Source organism: Corynebacterium sp. LK14 (assembly GCF_008042215.1).
Classification (GTDB): Bacteria; Actinomycetota; Actinomycetes; order Mycobacteriales; family Mycobacteriaceae; genus Corynebacterium; species Corynebacterium striatum.
In genome coordinates, this window is record NZ_NOVQ01000016.1 from 398,142 (window position 1) to 416,259 (window position 18,118).

An 18,118-nucleotide genomic window follows, 5' to 3' on the forward strand; every position below is an offset into this window, starting at 1 on the left:
GACGGCAGGTAGACATACAAAAAGCCACCACCTTCCCAAGCAGGGAAAGCGGTGGCTTTAGAGGGCGTTACTTTAAACGCTCAAGCAAGTGCTCTTACTTGATGATCTTGGTAACGCGGCCAGCGCCGACGGTGCGGGAGCCCTCGCGGATAGCGAAGCGCAGGCCCTCGTCCATAGCGACCGGCTGGATCAGCTCGACGGACATCTCGACGTTGTCGCCAGGCATAACCATCTCGGTGCCCTCAGGCAGCTTGATGACGCCAGTAACGTCGGTGGTGCGGAAGTAGAACTGCGGACGGTAGTTGTCCATGAACGGGGTGTGGCGGCCGCCCTCTTCCTTCTTCAGGACGTAGACGGAACCCTCGAACTGGGTGTGAGGGGTGTAAGCGCCCGGCTTGATAACAACCTGGCCGCGCTCAACCTCTTCACGCTTGGTACCACGCAGAAGCAGACCACAGTTGTCGCCAGCCTCGGTGTAGTCCATCATCTTGCGGAACATCTCGATACCGGTAACGGTGGTGGAGATGGACTTGTCCTGGATACCGATGATCTCAACGTCCTCGTTGACGTTCAGGGAGCCACGCTCAACACGGCCGGTAACAACGGTACCGCGGCCGGTGATGGTGAAGATGTCCTCGATTGGCATCAGGAACGGCTTGTCCAGCTCGCGCTCCGGATCCGGGATGGAGTCATCGCAAGCCTGCATCAGGTCAACGATAGCCTGTACCCACTTCTCGTCGCCCTCAAGAGCCTTCAGAGCAGAGATGTGAACGATCGGAGCTTCCTCATCGTAGTCCTGCTCTGCGAGCAGCTCGCGGATCTCCATCTCGACGAGCTCGATGATTTCCTCGTCGTCAACCATGTCGCACTTGTTCAGTGCAACGAGGATGTAAGGAACGCCAACCTGGCGAGCCAGAAGAACGTGCTCGCGGGTCTGCGGCATCGGGCCATCGGTTGCAGCAACAACCAAGATAGCGCCGTCCATCTGAGCAGCACCGGTAATCATGTTCTTGATGTAGTCAGCGTGGCCCGGAGCGTCAACGTGTGCGTAGTGGCGCTTCGGGGTGGAGTACTCAACGTGGGAAATGTTAATGGTAATACCGCGCTCCTTCTCCTCAGGAGCCTTATCGATCATGTCGAATGCGAAAGCGGTGTTCTCATCAGGGTACTGGTCAGCCAGAACCTTGGTGATCGCTGCGGTGGTGGTGGTCTTGCCGTGGTCGACGTGTCCGATGGTGCCGATGTTCACATGCGGCTTCGTACGCTCGAACTTCTCCTTTGCCACTGTTTGTCCTCCTGGACTCTATGGCGGCTGTAATTTCACAGCCACGTGGTTGGTTAATGTCATTGGCACTTGGAACGAAAATATCCCGAAGCGCTAATGACGCTTTCTTTACGTGCCAGTTACACGATCCTAGATTTATGCCGCAGTTTTTTCAAACTGCCTAAATAGGAGGTAACCCCGCGCATGTAGTGCGGACGTTGACCCTCGACAAGAATCTGATTATGGATCCTGGGAGGGTAACGGCCGGCTCAGCCAACACTCTTTGGTGCAAGTTCAGCCGACCGCTACCCCACCCAGTTCCTCACACGGGGTTACCCCGCCTGAGGCTGGCGTCTACTGGCGAAGACTACCAGCCCCTTGGCAACGGGGTGGTGCGAGGGGGTTGGTTACAAAGCTTGTTTAAGCCTTGTTACCGGTACGCTCCTCGATGATTGCGGTTGCAACGGAGGAAGGAACCTCAGCGTAGGAATCGAAGACCATGCTGAAGTTTGCGCGGCCTGCGGTGGAGGAACGAAGGTCGCCGATGTAGCCGAACATCTCGGAAAGCGGAACCTTAGCCTTGACAACCTTTGCGCCAGAGCGGTCTTCCATCGCGTAAACCTGGCCACGACGGGAGCTGATGTCACCGTTAACGGTGCCCATGTACTCCTCAGGGGTAACAACCTCAACGGCCATAACAGGCTCGAGCAGGACTGGCTTTGCCTTAGCAACAGCTTCCTTCAGCACCTGGGAACCAGCGAGCTTGAAGGCCATCTCAGAGGAGTCAACGTCGTGGTAAGCGCCGTCCTCAAGGGTTGCCTTGATGTTAACCAGCGGGAAGCCAGCGAGGTAACCGTACTGCATTGCATCCTGGATACCAGCGTCAACGGAAGGAATGTATTCCTTCGGAACGCGGCCACCGGTAACGGCGTTCTCGAACTTGTAGGTTGCGGACTCGCCCTCCTCCAGCGTCTCTGGGTCCGGGTTGTAAGGCTCGATGGTGACGATGACCTTTGCGAACTGACCAGAACCACCGGTCTGCTTCTTGTGGGTGTAGTCCAGGGACTGAACCGTCTTGCGGATGGTCTCACGGTAAGCAACCTGTGGGTTACCGATGTTTGCTTCGACCTTGAACTCGCGCTTCATACGGTCAACCAGAACGTCGAGGTGGAGCTCGCCCATGCCGCCGATAACGGTCTGGCCGGTCTCTTCGTCGAGCTCGACAGTGAAGGTTGGGTCCTCAGCAGCGAGCTTCTGGATAGCGGTACCCAGCTTCTCCTGGTCAGCCTTGGTTTTAGGCTCGATGGAGACCTTGATAACCGGATCCGGGAAGTCCATGGACTCGAGGATGATCGGGTTGTCCTTGTCGCACAGGGTGTCACCAGTGGTGGTGTCTTTCAGACCGATAACAGCATAGATGTTACCTGCGTCAGCCTGCTCGACCGGGTTCTCCTTGTTTGCGTGCATCTGGAACAGCTTGCCGATGCGCTCCTTTTTACTCTTGGTGGAGTTGAGCACCTCGGTGCCCGGCACAACCTGACCAGAGTAAACGCGGACGAAGTTGAGCTGGCCGAAGAACGGGTGCGCAGCAATCTTGAAGGACAGTGCAGAGAACGGGGACTCAACGGAAGGCTTACGCGTAACCTTCTCGTCCTCGTTGCCGACAGCGTGGCCGACGACCTCGCCCACATCGAGTGGGTTCGGGAGGAAGTCAACGACAGCGTCGAGAAGCGGCTGGACACCCTTGTTGCGGTAAGCGGTACCACAGAGAACTGGGTAGACCTCGGAGTTGATGGTCATCTTGCGGATGGCTGCCTTGATCTCGTCAAGGGTCAGCTCCTCACCGCCGAAGTACTTCTCCATGAGCTCTTCGTCAGACTCAGCAACTGCCTCGAGCAGCTTCTCGCGGTACTCTTCAGCCTTCTCCTGCAGGTCAGCAGGGATCTCCTCGATGGTCGGCTCAGCACCGGTCTCCACCTTGCCGCGCCAAGTGATGGCACGCATGTTCAGCAGGTCAACGACGCCGTCGAAGTCATCCTCAGCGCCGATAGGCAGCTGCATAACCAATGGCTTTGCGCCGAGGCGGTCGATGATGGTCTGAACGGTGAAGTAGAAGTCAGCGCCTAGCTTGTCCATCTTGTTGACGAAGCAGATACGCGGAACGTCGTACTTAGCAGCCTGACGCCACACCTGCTCAGACTGTGGCTCAACGCCTTCCTTGCCGTCGAAGACAGCAACTGCGCCGTCGAGAACACGGAGGGAGCGCTCAACCTCAACGGTGAAGTCAACGTGACCCGGGGTGTCGATGATGTTGATCTGGTTGTTGTTCCAGAAACAGGTAACAGCAGCGGAGGTAATGGTGATACCGCGCTCCTTCTCCTGCTCCATCCAGTCAGTGGTGGATGCACCGTCGTGAGTCTCGCCGACCTTACGGTTGATGCCGGTGTAGAAAAGAATACGCTCGGTGGTAGTGGTCTTACCAGCATCGATGTGAGCCATGATGCCGATGTTACGGACCTTGTGAAGGTCCTTAAGCACTTGTTGTGCCACGGTTTTACCCCAACTTATTTATCGTGGACGCCTTGTCCTGGGCGCACGTTTCATCTTCACGTACCCCAGTCCATGCCGCCCGCATGGATAGGTCTTGTTCAATTTTGCCACGTCTTGGACTCGTTAGCAGCTTCAGGCCGCTAATTGCCCAGAAAAAAGGTCCGAGCAACGCTATTTAGTTTGTGTTTCCAGCGCTTCTCTAAGTACAAGAAGTACAGAAGCGCTGTTAAGCGCGAACTTTTACGTTGCTCGGACCATAGGCATACGCCGGTATTACCAGCGGTAGTGCGCGAAGGCGCGGTTAGCCTCAGCCATCTTGTGAGTGTCTTCACGACGCTTCACGGAAGCACCAAGACCGTTGGAAGCATCCAAAATCTCGTTAGCGAGACGATCGATCATGGTGTTCTCACGACGCTGGCGGGTGAAGGTCACCAACCAACGCAGAGCGAGGGTGTTAGCGCGAGCCGGCTTGACCTCAACTGGAACCTGGTAGGTAGCGCCACCGACACGGCGGGAGCGAACCTCGAGGTCCGGGCGGATGTTGCCCAGAGCCTTCTCCAGGGTGCCGACTGGGTCGGTACCGGTCTTCTCACGGCAAGCCTCGAGAGCACCGTAGACGATGCGCTCTGCGGTGGACTTCTTGCCATCGAGGAGGATCTTGTTCACGAGCATGGTGACCTGCTCGGAGTTGTATACCGGGTCCTTGACTACAGGACGCTTCGGAGCAGCATTCTTACGCATTGTTGATTACTGTCCCTTCTTTGCACCGTAGCGGGAACGAGCCTGCTTGCGGTCCTTAACGCCCTGGGTATCCAGTGCGCCACGGATAATCTTGTAACGAACACCCGGGAGGTCCTTAACACGACCGCCGCGGACGAGCACCATGGAGTGCTCCTGCAGGTTGTGGCCCTCGCCTGGGATGTACGCGGAAACCTCGATACCGGAGGTCAGGCGAACACGAGCGACCTTACGCAGTGCAGAGTTCGGCTTCTTCGGGGTGGTGGTGTAAACGCGGGTGCAAACGCCACGACGCTGAGGGGAACCCTTCAGCGCTGCGGTTGCAACCTTGGAGCGCTTATCATGGCGGCCCTTGCGGACCAGCTGCTGAATAGTTGGCATAAATCTAGTCTTTCTGTATGACTTCGGCTGAACTGACCGATGCTGCCCAAACACGCGAAAATGGGGGCTCTTTTCCGGGGCCCTTCCGCATGTCCAGAACATCAATCAGCCATTCAAGCCGATTAATCGATCAGACTTTTCGCCCTACATGAAGGCGAAACCTCTTCGAACAATAGCAGCGACACACAAAACATCCAAATTTCATCCACCTGGCTTTCCTTCCATCACCGCAGGCAGTCAATCGCACAACGCTTGACGACGCCGCGCCTCACTCGAGGCAGCTGTGACAAATTCCCCGGAACTTTCCACTCCACCCAAAATCGGGCTTTAAGTTTCACCTATAGAGGCAACAATCACAGGCACTAAATAGGCACATACCCTTTCGAACTTTCACCAAACAGGGCACTACATATAGTGTCTCACACTCCAAGACCTCCCATATCTTGTATTTCGTCGACCCACCCCGCCACAAATTACAGCTATGTTATTCCGTGACGCCCAGCGCCGCGCGGTGGCTTTTCTGCCATCTCGGCTTACTGCAGGTTCTCCCACATGAATGCGGTCGCCATTGCTTTCCCTATATGCGCGCCTGGGCATGCCATCAGAGCTGGAAAGGCAGCGAGCTTTTCGCTGTACCAGCGCTCCATTTTCATAACGAAGGGAAGAACTACATGGGTTCACGGACCATTAACGTCGCAGATTCCATCGAGGAGTACTTGGGCCGGCGTGATTGGCGCATAAACGCCAATGCCAATCAGGATTTCTCGTTGGGAGGATTGATTCTTAACAATGCGGGCAAAGTAACTGCCAATTACTGGCTGGATGAGGTCTTTTCGGAAGCTGCGGGTAATGCCCACCGAGCAGGTGATATTCATATCCACGATCTAGACATGCTCAGCGGCTATTGTGCTGGCTGGTCACTGCGCCGCGTCCTCGAGGAAGGCTTCGGTGGTGTTCCCGGCACGATTTCCTCGACGCCACCGAAGCACTTCTCCTCCGCGTGCGGTCAGATCGTCAACTTCTTAGGCACGCTGCAGAACGAGTGGGCGGGCGCGCAGGCCTTTTCTAGCTTCGATACATATATGGCGCCTTTCGTGCGGCTGGATAACCTCAGCTACGGCCAAGTACTTCAATACATGCAGGAATTTATCTTCAACCTGAACGTGCCTTCGCGCTGGGGTACGCAGACGCCGTTCACGAATCTTACCTTCGATTGGCACTGCCCCACCGATCTGCGGGACCAGACCCCGCTCATCGGCGGCGAGCCCGCCGACTTCTGTTACGGCGACTTGGAGACGGAGATGGCCATCATCAACCGTGCTTTCATCGAGGTGATGTCGCAAGGTGATGCCGACGGCAGGCCATTTACCTTCCCGATTCCGACCTACAACATCACGCCGGATTTTGACTGGGATAGCGAGAACGCCGAAGCTCTGTTCACCATGACAGCCAAGTACGGTCTGCCCTACTTCCAGAACTTCCTTAACTCCGATCTTGACCCCGGCATGATTCGCTCAATGTGTTGCCGCCTGCAGTTGGACCTGCGCGAGCTATTAAAGCGCGGCAATGGTTTGTTCGGCTCCGCCGAGTTGACCGGCTCCATCGGCGTGGTCACGCTCAACTGCGCACGCCTGGGCTACCTCTACCGCGGCGACGAGGAGGCGCTGTTGACGCGCGTCGCGGAGCTGGTAGATCTCGGCGTCGACACGCTCGAGCGCCGCCGCGCCTTTGTTAACAAGTGCTTGGAGAAAGGTCTTTTCCCCTATACCAAGCGTTGGCTGCCCAGCTTGGATAACCACTTCTCCACTATCGGCGTCAACGGCTGCAACGAGATGATCCGTAACTTCACTGCCGACACCTACGATCTCACCGATCCGCGCGGCCGCGCTCAGGTATTGCGTCTGCTGGAGCGGGTTCGCGCACTGCTTGTCGACGCCCAGGAAAGAACCGGGCACCTTTATAACCTTGAAGCCTCGCCTGCCGAGGGCGCTACCTATCGCTTCGCACGCGAGGACCTGAAGCGCTACCCAGACATCCTGCACGCTGGCAGCGAAGAAGAACCGTATTACACGAATTCCTCGCAGCTTCCCGTCGCGCACACTCCCGATCCCTTTGCCGCACTCCAAGCCCAGGAGGATCTGCAGACCCAATACACCGGCGGCACCGTGCTGCATCTCTACATGGGCTCAGCAATGTCCTCCGGTAAGGCGTGCGCGAACCTCGTGCGCCGCTCGCTGGAGAACTTCCGACTGCCCTATGTCACCATCACGCCGACCTTTTCCATCTGTAACTCCCACGGCTATATCTCCGGCGAGCATCCGCACTGCCCCGACTGCGGTTCCAGCACTGAAATGTGGACGCGCGTGATGGGCTATTTCCGGCCAGTCTCCAGCTTCAACACGGGCAAGAAGGGAGAGTTCCATGAGCGCGAGTACTTCGACGAGAGGCTTGCGGCCGGCGTTTAAGACTGCGCCTTCGTTGCAAGCGCCGAAGCTAAGTTCCAGAACGCAGCTGCCGATTGGTGGGCTTATCCCCTTCTCGGCAACAGATTGGCCAGATCACCTGACCATGACGTTGTTCCTCAACGGCTGCCCGCTGCGGTGTAGCTACTGCCATAACCCGCAGCTGCAGGTCTTTGGGCCGGGAAGCTATAGCTGGCAGGACGCGCTTTCCTTGCTGTGCTCGCGCCGCGGGCTACTCGACGGCGTGGTTTTCTCCGGCGGAGAGCCACTTTCCGCGCCCGGGCTGCCGCAGGCGATAGCCGAGGCCCACGCGGCCGGCTTTAAAGTTGGCCTCCACACGAGTGGATACCTACCGGGCCGGTTGGACAAGCTCATGACCCATCCCGAAACACGGCCGGAATGGATAGGCATCGACGTCAAAGCCCTACCGGAAGACCTGCCACAGGTCACCGGCTGCAGCCGTGCCCAAGCGCAGCGGATGTGGGAGTCCTTCTATCTTTTGGCAGATTATGCGCGGACAGGGCGGCTATCGCTGCAAGCCCGAACCACATTGTGGCCAGGGTCGGGCATCGAGGCACGGCTTCCCGAACTGGAAGAACGCGTTGCACAACAGGGACTTAAGCTGGTGCGCCAGTGGGCGCACGACGTCGACAAGCACGGCGTCTACTGCGGGGCGGAAGCTACTGCCATTCCCACGTAAAATCGGCGTCGGCGGCGTGCTCGGAGAAGTAAACCTTCTCCTGCGCCTCCCAGGTCTCGAACCACTCTGCGTAGTGCGGATCACGCTCGATGGCTCGCTCATAGCGCTTTTCGCGCGGGCCGTCGAGGCGCACCGTAATCACGGAGCCGCGCTCCTTAGCCGCAGCAATGTTTTCCGGAGTAACCGCACCGACGCCCTCCACGATGAGATCGTCGCGTGCATCCAAGCTCGCCCACTCACCGGGCGCATTGGCTTCCCAATCCCAGCGCCAATAGCCGGGATTGGTCTCGCGCAGCACCTGCTCGGCAACCATCCGGGAGCCCTGCTCAAGCCCGCGCCAACCGGGATAGAACTCATCCAGGTGCACCACACGCCAGCCCGCCCTATCGGCGAGGGCGGCGCAGGCCCACGTCTTGCCTGCACCCGATGGCCCATCTATGAGCACCGTCACCGGCTTGAAAGGTTTCTTGCGCGTCGCGGCAGCCTTGATGACATCCTCGATGAGGCGGTCGAGCTGACTGTCGAAGTCCATGCTTCGTGGCCCTTTCGTCTTATAGACCGAAGAATCTCCAGGAATCTGTAACTACCGACGCTACCACCGGCACCGCTGCCAAAAGTGAACCGGCTAACATGATGAGCCAATCTTTCCTGCTCACACGCGACTCGCGCGCCCACGTGCGTGACGGCGAGTACAGCGGAGTACGTCCAAAGCCGCGGGCCTCCATCGCTGTGGCCAGCTTGCCTCCGCGGCGCAGCGCAACTACCAAGAGACCGAAGGACATCGTAAGCAAATGCTTAACCTTGCCGCGATCCCCCAATCCCCGCGCCCTCCGGGCACGAGCCATGGAATCCCAGTCGTCTCGAAACAGCGTCGCCATGCGCACACCGGCGACCGCGCCAATAACAAAACGCGAAGGCAGGCGAAGGTTCTGCGCCAGGGCGTCGCCTAAGCGTGATGGATCAATGTCGCGCGCGAGGATAATCATTGGCAGCGCTACCGCGAGCACACGCAGCATCATCGCTACTGAAAGGGTCACCGAGTTCTCCGAAACCACGATGAGCCAAAGCCGGAAGTAAACCTCTCCGCCCTCGGCGCCATACAGCAGCATCGAAACTCCAGACAGTGCGGCGAGGATAAACAGGAACCATCCGCTCCTTATGAGCTTTCCCCAACTGACCCCACACAGCGGCGCAAATACGAAGGTGATGACCAAAGAAACCGCGGCGGAGACCCAATCCACCGAGAGAAACAACGGCAAGGTCAGCGCCAGCATAAGGTAAACCCGCGTCAATGGGTTTACGTCGGACAAGATATTAGGCACGCGGCACCTCCACCCGGTGGTCGCCGAGAGCCGCGATGAAGAGGGAGTCGTGGGTTACCGAGGCAATGGTCACTCCCTCATCGCTTAACTCGCGCAGCATCCACACCAGTTCCGCGAAGGTCTGCGGATCTTGACCGAACGTCGGCTCGTCAAGCAACAGCACCGCCGGCGCGCTCACCAGTGCTGTTGCCACCGAAAGGCGCCGTTTCTCTCCGCCCGAAAGGGTGAAGGGGTTGGCGCCAAGCAGATGCCCCAAACGCAGGCGCTCCACTAGTTCCGCGATGCGCTTTTCTGGAACCTCCTCGCCCATCACTCGGGGTCCCACGCGCAGCTCATCGGCAACGCTGCGCGCGACGAATTGATGTTCTGGGTTCTGAAACACGTACCCAATGCGATGCGCGAGCTCGCGCGACTTCCACGTTGCCGGGTCTCCTTTGAGGCCGCGGCGCACGTGCTCGGCGACGCCCACCTCACCCGAAGTATAAGGAAGCAGTCCCGCCATGGTTTCCAGCCAGGTAGTCTTGCCAGCACCATTGGGGCCAGTCACCACGGTTGAAGCTCCCGCAGGAAGCTCAAAGGTACGCGGCGGGCCAAAGCGGGTAGCCAAATCCTGCGACCACATCGCTGGCTCAAGGGTGGATACGTCTTGCGGAACGCGGGCCTGCGGCAGGGCGGGCATCGCCTGGGCGCGGGCTTCTAGGACCTGCTCGATAGGCGCGTCTAATGCAACCTGCCCGTCCTCGATGAGTAGTCCGCGTTGCAGCAGGTGACACCATCTATCTGGCTGGTGCTCAACCACGATGAGCGTGGCCCCGGTGCGCTCCACCAGCTGGGTCACCGCACGAACCACCGAATCGGCGCCCTCTGGATCGAGGTTCGCCGTGGGCTCATCCAACAAGATGAGCCCGGCGCCCATCGCCATGACGCCCGCCAAAGCGAGGCGTTGCTTCTGGCCACCAGACAGACGTGCGGTGGGATAGTCGTGTGGAAGATCGAGCCCGACCACCGATAAAGACTGATCGACGCGACTCCAAATCTCGGAGCGTTCGAGGCCGAGGTTCTCGCAGCCGAAAGCAACGTCATCGCCTACGCGGGAGGAGATCACCTGGGAATCAGGATCCTGCAGGACCAGCCCCACGGGCATGCCTTCGCCAGGCCACTCACCTTTGCTCTCAGTACCAGCTCCGAAGAGCTGGATCTCTCCTACCTGCTCGCCTTCCTCGTCGCCGCCGAGCACTCCGGCAAGAGCCGCCAAGAGCGTGGACTTGCCAGAACCGGAGTCGCCGCACAGCAGAATTTTTTCGCCCAGCTCGACGTGGAAAGTAACATCCCGCAGCGCCGGCTCCGCGCGCCCGGCATGGGTCCAACCAAATCCTTTAACGCGGATGCCTGTTCCAGAAACCATTCTTGAAAGCGCTTCTTAAGCCTCGCGGCCGGCAGCAAAACGGTCGAGCGCGCCAGTGGCTGCTAGCGCCTTAACCGTGAAGTAGCCCAGAACGCCGGCCAGGATCGCACCGGAGAGGCCGGTGCAGACCAAGTAGATGATGTTGTATTCAACGGAACGGGCTAGGTGGCCGGACGTGAAGAGCTCCAAAGTCCATGCACCGACGCCGGCGGCAAGGCCAGCGATGGTGGCAACAAGCAGGTTAAAAGACCGGTAGGCAAAGATAGCGAAGACAATCTCCACGCCGATACCCTGGGCGAAGCCAGAGAGCAAGGTTGCCGCGCCCCACTGGGAGCCAAGAGCGGCGGAGACGCAGGCAGCGAGCAGCTCCACGAAGAGCGCCGCTCCCGGCTTGCGGATGATAAGCCCACCGAGCACGCCTCCCAGCAACCAGATGCCAGAGGCCAAACCGCCCAGGCCAGGGGTAAAGGCATCGAGAGCCTGGTAGCCGGCATAACCCGCAGTGTTCCAGAACAAGAAAATCAGGCCACACGCCACGGACAAGACCGCGGCCACGACGATGTCGACGACGCGCCAGCGGTGGTTGGGCTTTCCAGCCGTGTGTGCAGTGCGTGCCGAAGATGCAGGTGTAGTAGACATTTTCCTCCCTCGCGCCGGTATTACCCGGATCAGGTGCAACGGTTCCCATATGTGGGGTCTCAGCCTTCTCCCTCGCAAACTACTGCGTTTGTTGTTCCTTAGTTACGGTCTAAAGAGGGAGAAAGCACCCGTGTTCGCTGTGTAATTAGATAACTTCGTCAACTTGGACCCACTAATGCTAGCAAAAGTAAAAAGGCCCCATGTCAACTGCGCTGAACTGCACCCCATCTTCCGGACTGGGTTAATTCTAAATGGTTTGGGCCGTTGCAAGGGTCTGGTTCCGATAGTGCATCGGGGCTAGGCCCTTGAACTGTTCCTGTAGCCGGGTTGTGTTGTACCACAGGATGTAGTCATCAATAGCTTGGCAGAATGAAGCGTCCTGGGTTTGGTTCCGCTTCTTTTACGGCCCTGTGTTGATGGGCTGGGTGAGATAGTACTCGGTTTCTACTTCCTGTGGGGTAGCGTAGGCCAAAGCTTCATGAAGCCGCTTAGTGTTCCACCAATGCACCCACCGCAAGGTGGCCAATTCGACTTCCCCGACCGACGTCCACGGGCCCCGGGCATGAATCAGTTCAGCCTTGTAGAGACCATTGACTGTTTCGGCTAGAGCATTGTCGTAAGAATCGCCGACTGTTCCCACACTCGGGCGGATTCCGGATTCCGCTAGCGCAGTGGAATACTTCAGTGACACATACTGGCTGCCCCGATCACTATGGTGAATTAACTGGTTTCCATGGATTCGCCCTGCAGTCGTTAACGCATGCTCCAAAGCCTCCATGGGCAGCGCGTCGGTACGCATCGTCGAGCGTGTAGCGACACCAACAATTTTTCGGCTGAATACATCCACGACAAACGCGGTATAGGCGAATCCTGACAGGGTGCGAACGTAGGTAATGTCGGCAACCCACAACCTGCCTGGTGCCTGCGCACGGAAGTTTCGCTGTACTAGGTCTGGGCGATGATCCGGTGCCTTCGGGCTTACCGTTGTCACTGGGGTTCGTCCACGTCTGCGGCCAGAAACGCCTGCGAGTTTCATCAGTCGTGCGGTCTTGTCGCGACCAATATGAAAGCCTTCACGGTTCATCGCGTGCCACATTTTGCGGATGCCGTAGACCGAGAAATTCTGCTCATGCACACGCTGTATCTCTGGGATGAGCAGGCTATCGCTTAAGGCCCTTGCGCTGGGAACACGAGTGGTCGCCTTGTGGTAGCCACGAGAGGTAATGAATCCACGATCTGCTTGTTTAAGGACTCGGCAGATGGCCTCGACCCCAAACTGATCTTTGTACGCGTCGATGTAGGAGATCATTTGGTCGTGGGTCGGTCGAGTTCCGCTGCGAAAAAAGCCGAAGCTGTCTTAAGAATCCCGTTTGCTCGTTTCAGTTCGCGGTTTTCGCGGCGCAGACGCTTGAGCTCTTCTTCCATTGTCTCGCCGCCTGAAGCGTCAGAGTCATCACGTACTGAAGCGCTGTCACGGTACCAAGCCCGCAACGTGTGGTGAGATACTCCAAGGAGCTCACCGACCTCCGTATAGGCGCGTTGCAGTGAGCAAGACTCCAGGCGGACCATTTCGATGATCTGATGGACCGCCTTCTCCTTGAACTCGACGGAATACTTTCTAGGCATAGTTCAATCCTTCCTTAGCTGAGGTAGGAACTAAACCCAGGACGCTTCAGAACCGTGGCGTAGCTTCGGGATAGCCACATCGACGGTGCCGACCCGCGTATCCAGTAGTCGGTGGCGGTAGCCGTTGCGTTGGTTGACGCGGTTGTCGCTGGTGGTGCCGTAGTCAGCGCCGCAGACAGTATCAGCTTGGGCAGATAGAATTTGGTTGATGAAATCGCCGAGCATCTGGCGCATCAGATCGGGTGATGCTTGGGTGAGGAGCTCTTCGAGATACGCGGTCGGGTCGATATGATGGGGGCCAGCGGCCATTATGGGTGTCGTCCTTTCGAGGATAGGTAGTAGTTGATTCGAAAGGTACCCATGATGGTCGCCCTATTTGTCATCGGGGCCCATCACAGGAACTAACTCGTACACCACGCTAACGGACGCAACCAGCCACGGAGAGAGCAGCGGCAGCGATGGAAGTACCGCGACGGCGAGTAACGCCGTTAAAGCTTTTCATATTCATGAAACGTCCTCCTTATGAATATTTAAAAACATCAGAGAACAGGTTCTCACCTTATAGTCTGCAACTGGACGTACGAGAAGCTTATTTTTAACTGATTCCGCACTGTCACCAACTTGAAACTCTATCGAGTTTACCTGGGTAGCTCAACCATTATCACCATTCAATACTGTCATCATTATCAATGGTTAACATTGTCTACATTCCGCAAGAGGGAAGATCTGCCTACTCAGTGCGCCTTTAGATTTTCCGCCTAGCTTGAGTACGTTATGAAACAGCCAAATATTGCTCTTAGAAAGATACGCACCCTCTTTTAGCTTCGTCGTTTTTCGCATGAAAAAAGCGTGTCTGGAGACCAGACACGCTTTTTGTTGGGTCAGAAATTACAACGTTGCTGACCTCGCTTTTACCTAGAAGGTGAAGTCCTCATCCAGCGGAACGGATGCGCCGGTGAACTCACCGAAGCCATCATCACCATAGATGGAATCGCCGTAAGTCGGGATCGAGTACGCAGCATTACGTGCAGCCTCGGTCGGCTTAACGGAGATGTTGCGGTAACGCGAGATACCGGTACCAGCCGGGATGAGCTTACCGATGATGACGTTCTCCTTCAGACCAATGAGCTGATCGGAGCGCTTGTTGATAGCGGCGTCGGTAAGCACGCGCGTGGTCTCCTGGAAGGAGGCCGCGGACAGCCAGGACTCAGTAGCCAGCGATGCCTTGGTGATACCCATGATCTCCGAGCGCAGCTGAGCTGGCTCACCGCCCTCGGCAACCTGTGCGGCGTTGACCTGCTTGGCCTCAGAGAGATCAACCAGAACGCCCGGCAGGTAGTCAGTGGAACCGGAGTCAATGACGGTACCGCGACGCAGCATCTGGCGGATGATGATCTCGATGTGCTTATCGTGGATAGCAACACCCTGTGCACGGTAAACAGCCTGAACCTCGTCGATGAGGTGCTTCTCAACACCACGGCGGCCGAGAACCTCAAGCACGTCGTGCGGGTCCGCAGCACCACGCATCAGACGCTCACCAGTGGTGACGTGGTCGCCATCACGGAGGGAGCGCTCGATCATTGCATCCGGGTTGGACTCCATCGGGCGGCGGACCTGTGCCAGACCCTGACGCTTCGACAGCTTCTCGTAAACCACGTTGTCCGAACCGTCGTCCGGAGTGATGGTCAGGGTCCAGAAGTTGCCCTCATCAGACAGGGACACGGTGCCGTCAACGGAAGCGATCGGCGCACGGTTCTTCGGGTTACGTGCCTCGAAGAGCTCCTGAACACGTGGCAGACCACCGGTAATATCGCCACCGACACCACCCTGGTGGAACGTACGCATGGTCAGCTGGGTACCCGGCTCACCAATGGACTGCGCAGCCACAATGCCGACTGCCTCGCCGATGTCGACGAGCTTGCCGGAGGCCATGGACTTGCCGTAGCACTTCGCACAAACGCCGGCTGGGGTCTGGCAGGTCAGCACGGAGCGAACCTTAATCTCGGTAACACCAGCGCGCAGGATCTCGGCGGTGAGCTCCTCAGTCAGGTCGGTGCCAGCCTCAGCAACAACGGTGCCGTCCTCAGCCTTGACGTCAGAAGCGACAACGCGACCAGAAGCGGAGGTCTCCCACAGCTCATCGAATACCGGGGTGCCGTTAACCAGCTCGCCCAGCGGAACGCGGACGCCCTGGCGGGTGCCACAATCCTCTTCGCGGACGATGACGTCCTGTGCCACGTCGACGAGACGACGGGTGAGGTAGCCGGAGTCCGCGGTACGCAGTGCGGTATCGGCCAGGCCCTTACGGGAACCGTGCGAGTTGTTGAAGTACTCCAAGACCGACAGACCCTCACGGAAGGAGGTCTTAATCGGACGGGTGATGTAGTCACCCTTGGAGTTCACGACCATGCCCTTCATACCGGCCAGGGTCCAGATCTGACGCATGTTACCTGCTGCACCAGACTTAACGATCATCGGAATCGGGTTGTCATCCGGGTAGAGATCCTCGACTGCCCTACCAACGGTGTCGGTAGCGTCCTTCCAGAGCTCAACCAGGCGGTCGTAACGCTCACGCTCGGTAAGCGCACCCTGCTCCCAGTACTTGCGCTCGATGCGCTGTGCTTCCTTCTCGTAAGACTCGAGAACCTCGGTCTTGTTCGGAAGGACCAGAACGTCGTCCATGGTGATGGTCACGCCAGAGCGGGTTGCCCAGTAGAAACCAGCATCCTTCATCTTGTCCAGAACCTGGGCAACGGTGATCATCGGGTACTTAGCAGCGAGGTCGTTAATGACGTCACCGAGCAGTACGGAGTTCTTAGCCCCGCCCTTACGGACCATGACGCCCTCGAGGTACGGGTAGTTCCAAGGCAGCAAGTCGTTGAACATGATGCGGCCAAGGGTGGTTTCAGCCATCCAAGCCTGGCCCTTCTGCCAACCATCAGGGAACTGCTCAGCCTCAACTTCTGCCGGTGGGCGGAGGTGAGAGATGCGGACCTTGATCGGGGCCTGCAGGCCCAGAACGCCGCGGTCGCGAGCCATGATTGCCTCAGCGTAGGAGGAGTAAACGCCGGTAGCCGGACCGTTCTCGGTGGCCTCGGTGTAGCGACCCTCGCCGCCGATCTCGCCCTCAGCCTTGTCCATGGTCAGGTAGTAAAGACCGGTAACCATGTCCAGACGCGGCATAGCCAGTGGCTTACCGGATGCCGGGGAAAGAATGTTGTTGGAAGCAAGCATGAGGACACGAGCCTCTGCCTGAGCCTCAGCGGACAGCGGCAGGTGAACTGCCATCTGGTCGCCGTCGAAGTCAGCGTTGAACGCCTCACAAGCCAGCGGGTGCAGCTGAATTGCCTTACCCTCAACGAGCTTCGGCTCGAATGCCTGGATACCCAGACGGTGCAGGGTAGGTGCACGGTTCAGCATCACTGGGTGCTCGGAAATAGCCTCTTCCAGAACGTCCCACACCTCAGGGCGCTGGCGCTCAACCATGCGCTTAGCGGACTTGATGTTCTGTGCGTAGTCGTTTTCCACCAGACGCTTCATGACGAATGGCTTGAACAGCTCGAGAGCCATAAGCTTCGGCAAACCACACTCGTGGAGCTTCAGCTGCGGACCGACGATAATAACGGAACGGCCGGAGTAGTCAACACGCTTACCCAGCAGGTTCTGACGGAAACGGCCCTGCTTGCCCTTGAGCAAGTCAGACAGGGACTTCAGCGGGCGGTTGCCCGGACCGGTGACCGGACGGCCGCGACGGCCGTTGTCGAAGAGGGCGTCAACAGACTCCTGCAGCATGCGCTTCTCGTTGTTCACGATGATCTCAGGAGCACCGAGATCGATCATGCGCTTGAGGCGGTTGTTGCGGTTGATAACGCGGCGGTAGAGGTCGTTCAGGTCGGAGGTAGCAAAGCGGCCACCGTCCAGCTGAACCATCGGGCGCAGCTCTGGCGGGATAACCGGAATGGCATCCAAGACCATGCCAGCCGGATCGTTGCCGGAGCGCAGGAAGGCTGCTACGACCTTCAGGCGCTTCAGCGCGCGCATCTTCTTCTGGCCCTTGCCATTGTTGATGATTTCCTTGAGCTCTTCAGCCTCGGCCTCGAGATCGAAGCTGCGGATGAGGGTCTGGATAGCCTCGGCACCCATGCCGCCGGTGAAGTAATCCTCGTAGCGGTCGATGAGCTCTTCGTAGATGGTCTCGTCGATGATCATCTGCTTCGGAGCGAGCTTGAGGAAGGTGTTCCAAATCTCGTCCAGGCGTGCAACCTCGCGCTCGCCGCGCTCGCGGATGTGCTGCATCTCCTTGTCGGCAGCGTTCTGCACCTTGCGGCGTGCGTCAGCCTTTGCGCCAGCAGCCTCCAGCTCAGCCAGATCCTGCTCGAGCTTTGCAGCGCGCTCTGCGATCTCTGCCTCGGTGTCATCCTCAACGTCCTTCTTCTCCAGAAGCATCTCTGCTTCCAGGGTGGACTGGTCGTTGTGGCGAGCCTCTTCATCAACAGAGGTGATGATGTTGGCAGCGAAGTAGATGATGCGCTCCAGGTCCTTCGGAGCAAGGTCCAGAAGGTAACCCAGGCGGGAAGGAACGCCCTTGAAGTACCAGATGTGGGTTACCGGAGCAGCCAGCTCGATGTGGCCCATGCGCTCACGGCGAACCTTGGACTTGGTGACCTCGACGCCGCAGCGCTCACAGATGATGCCCTTGTAGCGGACGCGCTTGTACTTACCACAAGCACACTCCCAGTCACGGGTAGGACCGAAGATGCGCTCGCAGAACAAGCCGTCCTTTTCCGGCTTCAGGGTGCGGTAGTTGATGGTCTCAGGCTTCTTAACCTCGCCCTTGGACCAACGGCGAATGTCATCGGCAGTGGCCAGACCGATGCGGAGCTCGTCGAAGAGATTTACGTCAAACACGTAATGTCTCCCTTTCATCCCCACGAATAGTGCGGGGAACGTTGATGGCTTTTAAAAATTCTTATGCGGTGTGCCCGCCGCCCCATCGGACGGCGGACCAGAAAGCTCTAGTCTCTTGGCTCT

General features: G+C 58.1%; 12 protein-coding genes, 2 pseudogenes and 1 riboswitch. Of the genes and pseudogenes, 2 read left to right on the plus strand and 12 right to left on the minus strand.

Annotated elements, in window-relative coordinates; translation table 11 throughout:
• Nucleotides 1-94: 94 nt before the first annotated feature.
• From tuf to rpsL, 4 genes are all read right to left on the minus strand, one after another.
• The gene (tuf, locus tag CHU71_RS11215) at nucleotides 95-1,285 is read right to left on the minus strand and encodes an elongation factor Tu (RefSeq protein ID WP_005527719.1); all 1,191 of its coding nucleotides are present in this window, start codon (nucleotides 1,283-1,285) and stop codon (nucleotides 95-97) included.
• Nucleotides 1,286-1,684: 399 nt separating this feature from the next.
• A complete protein-coding gene (fusA, locus tag CHU71_RS11220) occupies nucleotides 1,685-3,814 on the minus strand; it encodes an elongation factor G (protein WP_147761093.1) in 2,130 nt (709 codons plus the stop codon).
• 273 nt (nucleotides 3,815-4,087) lie between these two features.
• Entirely contained in the window at nucleotides 4,088-4,555 is a 468-nt protein-coding gene (gene rpsG, locus CHU71_RS11225) for a 30S ribosomal protein S7 (protein WP_005527716.1), read from the minus strand.
• A gap of 6 nt (nucleotides 4,556-4,561) precedes the next feature.
• Entirely contained in the window at nucleotides 4,562-4,933 is a 372-nt protein-coding gene (gene rpsL, locus CHU71_RS11230) for a 30S ribosomal protein S12 (RefSeq protein ID WP_046646811.1), read from the minus strand.
• Between the two features lie 671 nt (nucleotides 4,934-5,604).
• Here rpsL and CHU71_RS11235 point away from each other — a divergent pair.
• Both CHU71_RS11235 and CHU71_RS11240 read left to right on the plus strand, forming a co-directional pair.
• Nucleotides 5,605-7,398: a ribonucleoside triphosphate reductase gene (locus CHU71_RS11235; protein ID WP_147761094.1), complete on the plus strand. Its 1,794-nt coding sequence runs from the start codon at nucleotides 5,605-5,607 to the stop codon at nucleotides 7,396-7,398.
• Complete coding sequence (locus CHU71_RS11240; protein ID WP_236593794.1) at nucleotides 7,355-8,095, plus strand: anaerobic ribonucleoside-triphosphate reductase activating protein; 741 nt, start codon at nucleotides 7,355-7,357, stop codon at nucleotides 8,093-8,095. Before CHU71_RS11235 ends, CHU71_RS11240 begins: the two co-directional genes overlap by 44 nt.
• Here the strand turns inward: CHU71_RS11240 and CHU71_RS11245 are convergent.
• From CHU71_RS11245 to CHU71_RS11280, 8 genes and pseudogenes are all read right to left on the minus strand, one after another.
• Nucleotides 8,076-8,627, minus strand: coding sequence for an aminodeoxychorismate synthase (locus tag CHU71_RS11245; RefSeq protein WP_046646814.1), 552 nt, complete (start codon nucleotides 8,625-8,627; stop codon nucleotides 8,076-8,078). The two genes, CHU71_RS11240 and CHU71_RS11245, sit on opposite strands and share 20 nt — an antisense overlap.
• A gap of 19 nt (nucleotides 8,628-8,646) precedes the next feature.
• The gene (locus CHU71_RS11250) at nucleotides 8,647-9,417 is read right to left on the minus strand and encodes an energy-coupling factor transporter transmembrane protein EcfT (protein ID WP_147761095.1); all 771 of its coding nucleotides are present in this window, start codon (nucleotides 9,415-9,417) and stop codon (nucleotides 8,647-8,649) included.
• Nucleotides 9,410-10,822, minus strand: coding sequence for an ABC transporter ATP-binding protein (locus CHU71_RS11255; protein ID WP_147761096.1), 1,413 nt, complete (start codon nucleotides 10,820-10,822; stop codon nucleotides 9,410-9,412). Before CHU71_RS11255 ends, CHU71_RS11250 begins: the two co-directional genes overlap by 8 nt.
• 15 nt (nucleotides 10,823-10,837) lie before the next feature.
• Complete coding sequence (locus CHU71_RS11260; protein ID WP_147761097.1) at nucleotides 10,838-11,461, minus strand: ECF transporter S component; 624 nt, start codon at nucleotides 11,459-11,461, stop codon at nucleotides 10,838-10,840.
• A riboswitch (TPP riboswitch) is annotated at nucleotides 11,450-11,603 on the minus strand. (Overlaps the previous gene by 12 nt.)
• A gap of 105 nt (nucleotides 11,604-11,708) precedes the next feature.
• Nucleotides 11,709-11,831, minus strand: a pseudogene (locus CHU71_RS11265) (IS3 family transposase); the annotation flags it as partial.
• A gap of 30 nt (nucleotides 11,832-11,861) precedes the next feature.
• Nucleotides 11,862-13,087 (minus strand): IS3 family transposase gene (locus CHU71_RS11270; RefSeq protein WP_147761098.1). Its coding sequence is split into 2 segments (ribosomal slippage): nucleotides 11,862-12,808 and nucleotides 12,808-13,087, totalling 1,227 coding nucleotides; the frame shifts between segments, so codons are not numbered across the junction.
• 48 nt (nucleotides 13,088-13,135) lie between these two features.
• Nucleotides 13,136-13,396 (minus strand): annotated as a pseudogene (locus CHU71_RS11275) (transposase); the annotation flags it as partial.
• A 606-nt stretch (nucleotides 13,397-14,002) separates the two neighbouring features.
• Nucleotides 14,003-17,995 carry a DNA-directed RNA polymerase subunit beta' gene (locus CHU71_RS11280; RefSeq protein WP_147761099.1) on the minus strand — a complete coding sequence of 1,331 codons (3,993 nt, stop codon included), beginning with the start codon at nucleotides 17,993-17,995 and terminating at the stop codon, nucleotides 14,003-14,005.
• Nucleotides 17,996-18,118: the final 123 nt, after the last annotated feature.

Bases quoted from the DNA above. Each gene is read 5' to 3' on its own strand.
- rpsG (WP_005527716.1), bottom strand. From the start codon at position 4,555: ATGCGTAAGAATGCTGCTCCGAAGCGTCCTGTAGTCAAGGACCCGGTA.
- rpsL (WP_046646811.1), bottom strand. From the start codon at position 4,933: ATGCCAACTATTCAGCAGCTGGTCCGCAAGGGCCGCCATGATAAGCGC.
- CHU71_RS11235 (WP_147761094.1), top strand. From the start codon at position 5,605: ATGGGTTCACGGACCATTAACGTCGCAGATTCCATCGAGGAGTACTTG.
- CHU71_RS11240 (WP_236593794.1), top strand. From the start codon at position 7,355: ATGAGCGCGAGTACTTCGACGAGAGGCTTGCGGCCGGCGTTTAAGACT.
- CHU71_RS11245 (WP_046646814.1), bottom strand. From the start codon at position 8,627: ATGGACTTCGACAGTCAGCTCGACCGCCTCATCGAGGATGTCATCAAG.
- CHU71_RS11255 (WP_147761096.1), bottom strand. From the start codon at position 10,822: ATGGTTTCTGGAACAGGCATCCGCGTTAAAGGATTTGGTTGGACCCAT.
- CHU71_RS11260 (WP_147761097.1), bottom strand. From the start codon at position 11,461: ATGTCTACTACACCTGCATCTTCGGCACGCACTGCACACACGGCTGGA.